Annotated in this window: 10 protein-coding genes; 4 read left to right on the top strand and 6 right to left on the bottom strand. The window is 62.2% G+C overall.

The genetic code is table 11. The annotated features are described in order from the left end of the window. Nucleotides 1-419, bottom strand: a 419-nt coding sequence (locus LPA44_RS17635; RefSeq protein ID WP_230890795.1) for a 3,4-dihydroxy-2-butanone-4-phosphate synthase, incomplete at its 3' end; no start/stop codon positions are given. Beyond that, nucleotides 409-1092, bottom strand: a complete 684-nt coding sequence (locus tag LPA44_RS17630; protein WP_230890794.1) for a CTP-dependent riboflavin kinase — start codon at nucleotides 1090-1092, stop codon at nucleotides 409-411. The genes LPA44_RS17635 and LPA44_RS17630, both read right to left, overlap by 11 nt. A gap of 464 nt (nucleotides 1093-1556) precedes the next feature. Here LPA44_RS17630 and LPA44_RS17625 point away from each other — a divergent pair, with 464 nt between their 5' ends. The 3 genes from LPA44_RS17625 to LPA44_RS17615 all read left to right on the top strand — a co-directional run bounded on the left by LPA44_RS17625 (nucleotide 1557) and on the right by LPA44_RS17615 (nucleotide 5365). Further along, nucleotides 1557-2792 carry an iron-containing alcohol dehydrogenase gene (locus LPA44_RS17625; RefSeq protein WP_230890793.1) on the top strand — a complete coding sequence of 412 codons (1236 nt, stop codon included), beginning with the start codon at nucleotides 1557-1559 and terminating at the stop codon, nucleotides 2790-2792. A 69-nt stretch (nucleotides 2793-2861) separates the two neighbouring features. After that, nucleotides 2862-4340: a CoA-acylating methylmalonate-semialdehyde dehydrogenase gene (locus LPA44_RS17620; RefSeq protein ID WP_230890792.1), complete on the top strand. Its 1479-nt coding sequence runs from the start codon at nucleotides 2862-2864 to the stop codon at nucleotides 4338-4340. 581 nt (nucleotides 4341-4921) lie between these two features. Beyond that, the gene (locus tag LPA44_RS17615; RefSeq protein WP_230890791.1) at nucleotides 4922-5365 is read left to right on the top strand and encodes a nuclear transport factor 2 family protein; all 444 of its coding nucleotides are present in this window, start codon (nucleotides 4922-4924) and stop codon (nucleotides 5363-5365) included. A gap of 13 nt (nucleotides 5366-5378) precedes the next feature. On the opposite strand, the gene LPA44_RS17610 is transcribed toward LPA44_RS17615, so the two are convergent. The 4 genes from LPA44_RS17610 to LPA44_RS17595 all read right to left on the bottom strand — a co-directional run bounded on the left by LPA44_RS17610 (nucleotide 5379) and on the right by LPA44_RS17595 (nucleotide 10135). After that, nucleotides 5379-6161, bottom strand: a complete 783-nt coding sequence (locus LPA44_RS17610; protein ID WP_230890790.1) for an IclR family transcriptional regulator — start codon at nucleotides 6159-6161, stop codon at nucleotides 5379-5381. 1267 nt (nucleotides 6162-7428) lie between these two features. Then, on the bottom strand, nucleotides 7429-8385 hold the full coding sequence (locus tag LPA44_RS17605; RefSeq protein ID WP_230890789.1) for a VOC family protein: 957 nt from the start codon (nucleotides 8383-8385) through the stop codon (nucleotides 7429-7431). Nucleotides 8386-8448: 63 nt separating this feature from the next. Further along, nucleotides 8449-9216, bottom strand: a complete 768-nt coding sequence (locus LPA44_RS17600) for a CoA-transferase subunit beta (RefSeq protein ID WP_230890788.1) — start codon at nucleotides 9214-9216, stop codon at nucleotides 8449-8451. A gap of 1 nt (nucleotide 9217) precedes the next feature. Next, nucleotides 9218-10135, bottom strand: a complete 918-nt coding sequence (locus LPA44_RS17595) for a CoA transferase subunit A (protein ID WP_230890787.1) — start codon at nucleotides 10133-10135, stop codon at nucleotides 9218-9220. Nucleotides 10136-10242: 107 nt separating this feature from the next. Here LPA44_RS17595 and LPA44_RS17590 point away from each other — a divergent pair, with 107 nt between their 5' ends. After that, a complete protein-coding gene (locus LPA44_RS17590) occupies nucleotides 10243-11496 on the top strand; it encodes an iron-containing alcohol dehydrogenase family protein (protein ID WP_442903419.1) in 1254 nt (417 codons plus the stop codon). Nucleotides 11497-11508 lie beyond the last annotated feature (12 nt).

Here is an 11508-nt window from a genome sequence, read left to right as displayed (position 1 = left end):
GTGTCGGGGTCGGCGGCGGCATCGGCGAGCGCGGTGATGGTGCGTGCGCGATCGGAGTCAGTGATGCCGGTGTACGTATCACGGTGGTTGATGGGGAGGCTGAACGAGGAGCGGGCATCGTAGCCGAGGTCGCCGTGCTCGACTGCGGGGTGGTCAATGGCGTCGGCGAGGAAGGGTAACTCGAAGGCCCCGCAGACGTCGTGGTCGAGGGCGGTACAGATCAATCCCCCGCCGTCGGTTCGCATCCGGGCAACGGCGTCCGGGGTAACGTCTGCAGCGTGATAGACGAGGTCGACCTCCCCTTCTCGCTCGGCCGCATCGTGGATCAGCACCGGCCCCCCTCGATCGAACGCCTCTACCGCGGCGATCACGGCGTCGGTCGTCGGTGACAGTGACGTCGTCGTCTCTTCAGATGCCATAGACGGTGATCGTCGTACCGTCGTGGAGGTTGAGGATGTCTCGGAGCTCTTCGGGCGCTAGCAGTTCTAGAACGTCGATGTCGTGGTCGGTGCGGTCGGGGACGAGGACGTGGACGGGTTCGTAGCGCTCGCCGTCGGCTTCGATTCCAGCCCGATAGCAGGTGGCGGATCCGTATGTCGTTCCGTTTGTTTCCCAGGCATCGATTGGGATCCCCTCGAACTGCTCGAGGTCGTCCCGGCCGCGTCCTTCGTCGAGGTCGACGTTGAGCGTCCCTGGGTAGGGCTTGTAGCCGAGGCGCTCCTCGAACTGTTCGGCATAGCCGGAGAGTGAGACGAAGTGCTGGCCCTTGCCCATCCCGCTTGTGACGGTGCCGGTGAATTCAGCGTCGATCTCCGAGAGTACGGCCTCGTATTCCTCTTGCTCTGCGGAGAGCGCTCGCCAGCCACTCGCGGTGACGACTAACCGATCTCCGTCGTCGGTTCGTCGTCGCTCGAGGTGGCCGTCTTCGTGGAGTCGGCGGAGCCGACGCTGCACGGCATCCATCGGGTCGTCCTGCCGGATGGTGAGATCGCGAGCCGCTTCGTCTGCGCGTGCGCGTGGCCCGAGAAGGATGACGCCTTGGAGTGTCGCGAGTTCGCTGCAGCCAATTCGGGCGTCCGTGGTAGGCGTCATCTCCCGACCTCCGTTGCTGATATCTTCATGATCGTTTGACTGCTATACTCGGTACTCCAACCTACGAACACTTAACTCTTTTTGGGCTGCCGGATCTGCCTTCCCTGGATCGTGCGGCATTGTTGCCCTCCACGAGAGCAGTACTCCCTCATCGCGACGTTCAGCGCGCCTGTTCTATCATCACTCAACACGTCGGATAGGCGGGTCGTTTTCGGTAAGCGATATTCGCATCGCCATCGACCTACTGGCCGCTGTTCCCGCCCGCCCTCTTATTCACCACTTATCATTGAAGCAATACTACCTATCGCTCTCTCGGAAACGACCCCGGACGATCACCGCTTTCGAGCGCGTACTTCGGCGTACGCATATTCGACCGTCTACTTCGATCTCGCCGCCTCAACCGTGCTGTTCTCAACCACCCCAGGCACGAAGAACTAAGACGGACAATCGTGACAGTGGAGGATATGACACGAAACACAATCCTCGCAAACGAGGCACGAACGGTCGTTTCACCCGGACGAGTCGTTCTGGGCGCCGATGCCGTCAGCCACACTGGAGATCACGCCGCGCTTCACGGTGATACCGCCCTCGTCCTCGCTACCGAACAGATAGCGGAGTTCCACGGTGACACCGTCCTGGACGTGCTCGAGGACGCCGGCGTTGAGACGGTTCTCTACACTGATGTCCGTCCCGACCCGACGGTAGAGAATATCGAAGCCGCCTACGACCTCTGGGAGGAACACGACTGTGACGTCATCGTCACGCTCGGCGGAGGTTCCTCCATTGACACCGGCAAAGGCGTCGGCATCCTCGCAACCAACGACGGATCGATTCGTGACTTCGCCGTTGACCGGGCTGGCTATGAGGGCGTCCCGAACCCGACACCGCCGCTTATCGCGGTTAACACCACCGCCGGAACCGGAAGCGAAGCAACGCGATCGGTCGTCGTCAGCGACGAATCCACGTCGACGAAGTTCCTCATCGTCTCCCAGAACGTCGTGCCGGATGTTGCCATCGAAGACCCTAAGCTCACCGTCTCCCTCCCGAAGAGCCATACGGCCTTCACCGGTATCGACGCGCTTACACACGCCATTGAGGCCTACGTCTCGGTGAACGCGTATAGCGTTCCCGACGGCTACGCCGAGTCCGCGATGGAACGTATCGCCCGCTCCCTTCCCGTCGCTTGGGCGAACGGCGAGAACCTCGACGCCCGTGCGGACATGATGGTCGGTCAACTGCAGGCGGGTCAAGCGTTCACGAACTCTTCCGTCGCGCTCGTCCACGGTCTCGCTCGTCCGCTCGGCGCTCAGCTCCACATTCCGCATGGACTCGCGAACGGCCTCATTCTCCCCTATGTCGTCGAGTTCTCCGCGATGGCAGCGCCCGAGAAGTACGCAGCGGTCGCTCGCATTCTCGGTGTGGCCGACGAGAACCATGGCACCCGCGAGGCGGCCGATCTGGCCGCTCAGGGGATTCTTCAGCTTTGTGAGGATCTCGAACTCACGCGCTACCTCGATGACTTCGGGGCGGTTCCCTCCCGCGAGGAGTACCTCGACGTGGTCGGCGAGATGACGCAGGACGCCATCGATTCGGGATCCCCGGACAACAACCCGCGGAAACCGACGGCCGATGAGATCGAGAACCTCTACGTCACTATTTACGACGACGCGCTCGCGCCAGACAGTCCGCGCCGCTCCTGAATACAGGATACACCGTTCGAAGACACCCATACCAAAACCACTATTACCTCACGAAGGATTCTAAAAACCATGACAGACAGCGACGCTGTAAACATTGGTGAGGTTCACAACTACGTCGACGGCGACTGGGTCGCCCCGACGAGCGGCGAGGGACAGGACGTGGTGAACCCGGCAACGGGCGAGGCGCTCACGAGTGTCGGGTTCAGCTCCCCGGAGGATGTAGACGAGGCGGTGACGGCGGGACAGTCGGCGTTCGAGACGTGGCGGCAGGCGCCGATCGAGGAACGGATTCAACCGCTGTTCCGCTTCAAGTCGCTCCTGGAGGAGCACCAAGACGAACTCGCGGAGGCGCTCGTCGAGGAGCACGGGAAGACGTTCAAGGAGGCGAAGGGGGAGCTGCGCCGTGGGATCGAGAACGTCGAGGTGGCATGCGGGATGCCACGGCTGATGCAGGCCGGACACGTGGAGAACGCGGCCCCGCAGATCGACGAGACGGCGGTGCGGCAGCCGCTTGGTGTGTTCGCCGCAATCACGCCGTTCAACTTCCCCGGCATGATCCCCCTCTGGTTCCTCCCCTACGCCGTTGCCTCCGGCAACGCGTTCATCCTCAAACCCAGCGAGCGCGACCCCATCACTGCGATGAAAATGTTCGAGCTCATCGAGCAGGCAGGCTTTCCGGACGGCGTCGTGCAGCTGGTGAATGGAGGGGTGGAGACGGTGAACGCGATCCTCGAGCACGACGGGATCGAGGGTGTCTCGTTCGTCGGGAGCACGCCGGTGGCGGAGACGATCTACGAGAAGGCAGCCGCCAACGGCAAGCGCGTCCAAGCCCAGGGTGGTGCGAAGAACCACGTCGTCGTCACTGAGACCGCCGACCTCGAGTTCGCCGCCGCGAAAGCCGTCTCCTCCTCCTTCGCCTGCGGCGGGGAGCGGTGCCTCGCTAATGACGTGATCATCGTCGAGGAGTCGGTGTACGAAGAGTTCGTGGACTTGGTGGTCGCGGAGGCCGAATCACAGGTTGTCGGGCACGGCCTCGACGAGGAGACGACTATCGGCGCGCTCATCACACCCGAACACGAACAGCGGGTTCGCGACTACGTCGAGACCGGCATCGAGGAGGGCGCAGAACTCATCGTGGACGGGCGAGACGTTGAGGTCGAGGGCTACGAGAACGGGAATTTCCTCGGCCCCTGTGTCTTCCGCGACGTGACGCCCGAGATGACTATCACGCGCGAAGAGGTCTTCGGCCCCATTCTCGGCCTCACGTCTGCCGCGGACATCGATGAAGCGATCGAGATCTTGAACAAATCCGAATTCGGGAACGCAGCGAGTCTGTTCACAGGGAGCGGGGCGGATGCGCAGAAATTCCGGCACCGTGCAGAGGCGGGGAACCTCGCGGTGAACGCGGGAACCGCCGCACCGATGGCGTTCTTCCACTTCGGCGGGCAAAAGGACTCTTTCTTCGGCGATCTCCACGCGCAGTCCGAGGACGTCGTTCGCTTCTACACCGACGAAACCATCTACATCGAGCGCTGGCCCGACGCCTAAGCCGTCGGACTCTCCTCGTCGCGTACTGCTCGGCTTCTGAACGTCGTCGCGTCCTCTTGTACCGCCGTGTGATCTGTTTTCACGATGGTCGAAATCAACCGGGATCGAATCAACTACCGCGCGGTGTGGTGGTCGTGTATGACCGGCACGACACGCAGTCCACACCAGGTGGTGGCCACGACCCTCCCCCTCGTCACGACCGAGGACTATCGGTAGACGATCGGTGGTTCGCTTTCCGGGCGACGACTAGTTCGACTCCGTGTCAGTGTGGGAGACAGTCGTACGCGCCTGGTACGTCGCGGTCGTATGCACTTATCAAACGTCTCTTCTATCCCCCTCGATACCTCGTTCGGTGACTGGCTGATCCCTCCATTCTGATGCCTCAAACGTGGTGTTTTGCTCGTAGATGCCGGCCTGATACACGTCGTCGATGACACTTGCTCACGAAGCCGCGGCCGCAGCTGTCGGCGGCCGTTAAGAACCTCTGACGGTCTCGGGTGGCGAACGAGATCCACCCGGATCGGCTCGTGCTACCATGGATCGGGCGGTATAATTATATTGAATAAAGAGTATGTTCATCTATGGGAACTACCATGGCCGACGAGGAACGCAAGGAACTGGTGCTTGACTATTTCAAGCGTCTCGACGCGGGAACGGATTTCATGGAGCTGTTCGCGCCGACGGCGCGGGTGTACTACCCGAAGTGGGGTGTCGCGACCGGAACGGACGAAATCGCCGAGCTGTTCGGCGACGTCGCTGAGACCGTCACAGCGATGTCACACGACTACACGTACTTCAACTACATCATTAACGACGATCTCGTCGTCGTTGAGGGAACGAGCACGGGCGAAACGGCGGACGGCGTCGAGTGGCGGGCGGACGACACGCCCGGCGGCGGCCGGTGGTGCGACGTCTTCGAGGCGGAGAGATACACCGCCTGTTCATCTATCTCGACCCCGACTACGCGGGTGCGGACACGGCACGCTACCCCTGGCACAACGAGTGACGCCTCCGTGGTCGGATGACCACGATATCTGCTCAGAACACCGGGTTCCGGCCGTCCGGGTTCGAGAGGCGGATCTCGATGTCGTTCGCCGCACTCGTAACAAGTCCAGGGAGGTCGTCCCAGAGGGTTTCTTCCAGTCGCTTCGTCGGCCCAGCCACCTCAACTGCTCCGACGACGCTATCATCTCGAATGACTGGGGCACCGACTGATGCGACGCCCGACTCGACCTCCTCCACCGTCGTCGCATATCCGCGCTCGGCGACGCCCTCCACGCGTTCGACGTACGTATCCGGTTCAGGAAGGACGTATTCGGGGTGTTTCCGGCTGAGATAGGTGACGATATTCTTCATCTCCTCCTCAGAGTACTGCGCTAGCACGGCCTTTCCGCCCGCAGTTGCGGGTTCCGCCTTCCCGATCTGTCGGAACGATACTACACCCTGCTCACCGAGCTCTCGGCTCAGGAAAATGGGGAAGGAGTGCTCCTCAAAGAGGAACCAGACGGCCTCCCCAGTCTCTTCGGCGAGGTCTTCGATAACCGGTCGGACGGCGGGACGGACGCCGAGGTTTCGGTTCACGTGAACCGCGTGCTCGAGAAACCGGAGCCCGAGTCGGTATTTTTCTCCTTCCTTGGAGATGTACCCCTCGCTCTGCAGCGTGGCGAGATAATGGTAGGTAGTGCTTTTTGCGAGGTCTAGCTCGTCTGCGAGCTCAGTCACACCTGCCAGCTCCTTCTCTTGGAGGACGACGAATAACTTGGCCATCTTGTCGGCCGTCTTGACCGGCCGTTTTGGCTTCGGTGGCTGGTCTGGTGTCATTATATAGCCTTCACAACTGTATACAAAAGCAATTATCGATATGAGGGCGGCGGGACGCATCCCGTGACATCCCACAGCCGGCTATTCGTCTGTCTGCTTCTGGGTGTGGTATATGTAAACACCATCCGGCTGGTAGGGTGTCCCGCAGGCTGTCGTGGCCTCGGTTGGTCGAGTCGTCTGCCTGCTGAGCGTGTGTCCGGTTTCCGAGCGAGCAGCCGGATCGATTCACGAGAACCGTCTCCACGAGAGGTTCGGCGCTGACGCCGTTGCACACGTCGCGAAGATACACCACTGGTCGAACTCTTTGAGGCGTTCTGCGCGCAGGTGGAGGCACCCAGTGAACTCTACTGCGTCCGTATTACCACTCGGGAGCCAAACCAGGGCATGACGGCATTCCATGCCTAGGCGGCTCTCTGCGCCCGTGTGCGTGACGAGCCGTACACTTGGTGTCGTTAACCCCGGTCGTCGACACTGCCAGCGATGCCCGTGTGGCGTGCCTCATATTGACTGACTGTCTCGCTGTCGGCCTGAAGGCTGTCTGTCTCGACGTGGCATCTCCGATGGCCAGTGTCTCACGCTCCTGAACTGTCGTCGACGGTAAAATCTCCCCTCCTTCGCCGACCCTCACTCATCGCCGATGGCTCTCAGGCCACACAGCGAAGTTCGACTGGAGTTCGTTGCCGCCACTTTGTGAGGTGAGTCTTGTCTGTATATAGGAAACGCGGTGATTTAACGTGGCCGTCGTCCTCTCGTTACTTATGTCCGTAGGGGTTCACAACCGACTCTCCCATCGATCTTTACACCCATATTGTAGTAACGTATTCTGCTACATATACGCCCATCTTCCAATAGTGGCGTTCGATATCAACATAGAGCACACCTCTCCCGATTCACTCGCCAGATTTCGGCCGCTACGACGGCTTTCCGGTGCCCCTCGCGATCGTCCCACGATGGGGAACACACCGTCGACTGGAGGAGAGTCCGAGACACGAAGACTGGTCACTGCGCGATGACGACGCGAAGCCGACCGTGTCTCGTGGAGCGCCTCGAACGGGCCGGTCGTTTCGAAGACCTGCAAATATCTAATTTGCGGGGCGAGAAGCGTTGATGATCGGCTCGGCGGAATTGCCATCTCTCATGCCGTGCTCGGACTGTTGTTGCACTCCACAACGTACGGAAGAAAACGCATCGAAGAGACCGACAGCGCATCTCGAGCGATGACAGCCTAGACGCGTACCGCTAGAAGACCGCAGTACCGAAGGGTGGCTTACCGAGTGTCGATTTCGGGCAGCTGCTCCTTGAGATACTCGATATCGACGTCGAGCCAGGCCGGAACGCGGAGTTCCTCGCCGAGTTCGTCGACGTCCTCGTCGATGGTGAAGCCGGGGCCCTTGGTGGCGAACTCGAAGACAGCTCCGCCGGGCTCGGTGATGTACTGGGAGTGGAAGTAGTCGCGATCCTTCTTGGAGGTGGTGATGTAGCCGTTGTCGCGGAGCGTCTGGCTCACCTCAGTCTGCTCCCAGTCGTTTTCGACGCTGAACGCGACGTGGAGGTAGGTACCGATGCCCTGGACGTAGCCGGGGGCGTTGGGTCGGACGAGGACGTCGACCTTGGTGGCGCAGGGTGCGTCACCGGGTGCCTCGTAGCGGACGCGGTCGCCGGCCTGGGGGTGGTCGGCGCGGCCGACGCGCTCCCAGCCCATCGTTTCGAGCACGTCGAAGGTGCCCTGGGGATCGGCGGAGTGGATGGTCGCGTTGTACATGCCGCGGATGCCGTACTCCTCGGGGACGTCGGCGCCGGTCCAGGCTTCGATGTCGGACTCGCCGGTGACGAGTTCGAACTGGACGCCGTCGGGCGCGGAGAACGCGATCGCGGTCTCGTCGAAGCGCTCCTCGGTGGAGTACTCGACGTCGTGCTCGTCGAAACGATCCTGCCAGTACTCGACGGAGCCCTCCGGGATGGTGAGACCGGTGCGGCTCATCTGGCCCTTCCCGTTCACGCCCTCGTCCATGTCGAGGTTGCTCATCGGGAAGAACGTGATCACGGTGCCGGGCGTCCCCTGCTCGTCAGCGTAGTATAGGTGATAGAGCTTGTCTGGTACGTCGAATCGAACTGTTCGCTTGACGAATCGGAGACCGAGAACTCTCGCAAAGAAGTCGTAGTTCTCCTGCGGGTCGTCACAGAACGCCGTCACGTGGTGGATTCCGTCTACGTTTGCTGCCATTGTTTCTCGCACTACTCTCTTTTGACACCAAACGTATATAATTTTCGTTCGTAGGGGTGAGTGCTAGTCGCTGGTTCCGGTGTAGACGCCGTCGGGATCGAGATCCTCCCGAATGAGCTCGATCCCCTCCGCGTCCGGTGTCGGCGTCTCACCGAGGTCGTCGGCGAAGCTGATCTCCCAGCCCGTCGCATCTAGCACGTCTTCGCGCGTCACACCCGGGTGGAGTGTCTCGACGTACATCTCGCCACCCTCGTCGAATTTCATCACCGCCTTGTCAGTGATGACGGCTTCCGGTCCGCCCCGCAGGCCGAGCTCCTCGCGCCCCTCGCGCCCGTCGACGTAGCCGGGGGAGGTGACGAAATCGACCTCCTCGGGGAAACGCCGCTCGCTGTGGCTCGTGATAATGAACGTCCGGTCGGTGTTACTCGCGATGTCACAGGCGCCACCGCTTCCGGGGAGACGAACGTCGGGGTCGTCGTAGTCGCCGATTACGGTGGAGTTAATGTTCCCGTATTTGTCGATCTGTGCGCCGCCGAGGAACCCCGCGTCGATGTGTCCCCCCTGCAGGTAATGCTGGAAGCCCTGCAACATCGGAACGACGCCACCCGCGTTCGTCACGAGCACCGGGTCGCCGATGGAGAGTGGGAGCTTCGAGGGGTTCGAATCGATGGTTCCCGACTCGTAGACCATTTCCAAGTCCGGGGCGTGTCGGCGCTTCGCGTAGTTGCATGCGAGATTCGGCACTCCAACACCTACGAGCACCGTGTCGTCGTTCTTCAGTTCCCGTGCCGCCCGCGTGATCATTAGCTCCGTGTCGGTGTACTCGACCATCTCAGTAGTCCCCCACGTCTATCGGTGTCGCGTAGTTCGACTTCGGCAGCAAATCGATGAACTGTCCGGTGTCGAGCTTCTCGAGGTAGTCGGCGTGCGTCTCGACGCCGTACACCCACTCGTCGAGCCATTCTTCGATCCCTTCCTGTGTCTGAGAGATTTCGTCCCACTCGATATAGGCCTGGTTGTCGCGGTCGTAGTAGCCCTGCGCGTAGGAGGGATGCGAGCCGTAGGGCTCCTCGACGACGTAGTCTACGACTGATCCCGGGACAATCGTCCGGTTCGGGTCGCTCCGAATCACGTCTTCGTCGACGAGTTCCTCGACCGCGAGAACCACGGTGTCGGCTGCGAACGCGGCCTCGGTGATGTCACCGGTGATACCCCAGACCTGCGCGTTTCCGTTCTCGTCCGCGCGCTGTGCCCGGATAATGGTCACGTCTGGATTCAACGGTGGGACGACCGGAATTTCCTCTGGCTCGCTCTCGTACGGATTCTCGACCATTCGGATGTGGTCGTTGTGCTCCGGGTAGTCGGATCCGACGAACGTCCGCAGCGGAACGAACGGCAGATTCTGTGCGCCCGCGGAGAGGCGGGAAATCATCCCGAAATGCGAATATTCATCGATCTCGATCGGGTTCGGGACACCCTCTTCGACGGCGCGTCTGAACGCGCGGAGACTTCCGACGCCCGGGTTGCCCGCGTACGAGAATGTCACCTCGCTCGCGCAGCCCGCCGCTATCATCCGGTCGAAGATGAGGTCGGGCGTCGCTCGCCCGATATGGAGATCCTCGTACTCCTGTCGGATGACCTCGTGGCCGGCGGCGAACGGAATGAGGTGCGTGAACCCACCGAGGTAGAGCATATCCCCCTCGGAGAGCGCACTCGAGACGGCGTCGGCCATGTCAGTCACGACAGTCATCGCCGTCCTCCCGTCTCGCGTCGGCCCGTGTCTCTGCGTGTCGATGGCATCACTCGCCACGTCTCCCTACGCCGTCTTATAACCACCTGTCGCCGACCCGCACGCTTATGTCTCGCACGCCTGTACCCCGCCCCATGTCTGACGTCCCCGATACGTACGCGCTCGATTATCAGCCTGGGAAGATCGTTTACGGTGCGGACGCCATCGCCTCGATCGGCGACGAACTCGCTGAACGGGATCTCGAGCGGGCGCTCGTCGTCTGCGGGCGCACCGTTGGGAGCACTGACGCCGTGATGGATCCGGTTCGCGACGGTCTCGGCGACCGGCTCGCCGGCGTCTTCGATGAGACGACGAGCGAGAAATACCTCAGTACCGCACTCGAGGGAGCCCGTCATGCCCAGGAACTCGACGCGGACGTTCTCGTTGCCGTTGGTGGCGGGAGCAGTCTCGACACCGCCAAGACTATCGCCGCACTCGCCTCCTACGACCGCGATCCCGAAGCCGTCGCCGAGGACGCCGTGGCGGCCGAGTCTCTCTCCGTCGCGGCGAGCGGCGATCCTCTGTCGATCGCCGCTGTTCCGACGACGCTCGCCGGCGCGGATCTCTCCGTGGTCGCAGGACTGAAACTCACGCTCGACCCGGACGAACGCCCGGTCGGCGAGGTGCCGAGCGGTGGGCTCTCGGACGGCCGGTTGATGCCGACGCTGCTCTGCTACGACCCCGAGCTCTTCCGCACGACGCCAGCAGGTGTCCTCCGCGCGTCCGCGATGAATGGCTTCGACAAGGGCGTCGAGCTGCTCTACTCCCGCCACGCGACACCGATCACGGACGGGACGGCGGTTCGGGGCCTCCGGCTCCTCCAGTCCGGCTTGCCGGCGCTCTCTGAGGATCCGATCCCGGACGACCGGCTCGCCGAAGCCGTCACTGGGACAGTTCTCGTCCAGTACGGCCTCTCGACACCCGACCACTACCGCGCGTCCATCATCCACGCCTTCGGCCATGGGTTCTCGCGCGGCTACGCCGCCCATCAGGGCGAAGTTCACGGCATCGTCGCCCCGCACGTCCTGCGATACGTCCTCGAGAATGCGGACGTTCGCCTCGACCTCTTCGCGGAGGCCTTCGACGTGTCCACTGCGGGCCGCGACCGGGCCGTCGTCGTCGACGACGTCGTCGAGGCCGTCGCCTCGGTGCGAGACGGTCTCGGTCTCCCGTCGCAGCTTCGCGACATCGAGGGGCTCGCGCGAGACGACTTCCCGGGCATCGCGGAGGTCATCCTCGCGGACGCGTTCATGGACGCCGCCCCGGCCGATCTCGACCCGACGGCCGACGAGATCGTGGGAGTCCTCGAAGACGCCTGGTAGCGCAGAGTCGCC

It is taken from the genome of Halobacterium sp. KA-4 (assembly GCF_021028995.1).
Classification (GTDB): domain Archaea; phylum Halobacteriota; class Halobacteria; order Halobacteriales; family Halobacteriaceae; genus Halobacterium.
The sequence above is the reverse complement of the archived record's forward strand: the minus strand, read 5'-3'. Positions and strand labels throughout refer to the sequence as shown.

Coding starts and splice junctions, on each gene's coding strand:
- LPA44_RS17630 (WP_230890794.1), bottom strand. CDS start 1,092: ATGACGCCTACCACGGACGCCCGAATTGGCTGCAGCGAACTCGCGACA.
- LPA44_RS17625 (WP_230890793.1), top strand. CDS start 1,557: ATGACACGAAACACAATCCTCGCAAACGAGGCACGAACGGTCGTTTCA.
- LPA44_RS17620 (WP_230890792.1), top strand. CDS start 2,862: ATGACAGACAGCGACGCTGTAAACATTGGTGAGGTTCACAACTACGTC.
- LPA44_RS17615 (WP_230890791.1), top strand. CDS start 4,922: ATGGGAACTACCATGGCCGACGAGGAACGCAAGGAACTGGTGCTTGAC.
- LPA44_RS17610 (WP_230890790.1), bottom strand. CDS start 6,161: ATGACACCAGACCAGCCACCGAAGCCAAAACGGCCGGTCAAGACGGCC.
- LPA44_RS17605 (WP_230890789.1), bottom strand. CDS start 8,385: ATGGCAGCAAACGTAGACGGAATCCACCACGTGACGGCGTTCTGTGAC.
- LPA44_RS17600 (WP_230890788.1), bottom strand. CDS start 9,216: ATGGTCGAGTACACCGACACGGAGCTAATGATCACGCGGGCGGCACGG.
- LPA44_RS17595 (WP_230890787.1), bottom strand. CDS start 10,135: ATGACTGTCGTGACTGACATGGCCGACGCCGTCTCGAGTGCGCTCTCC.
- LPA44_RS17590 (WP_442903419.1), top strand. CDS start 10,243: ATGTCTCGCACGCCTGTACCCCGCCCCATGTCTGACGTCCCCGATACG.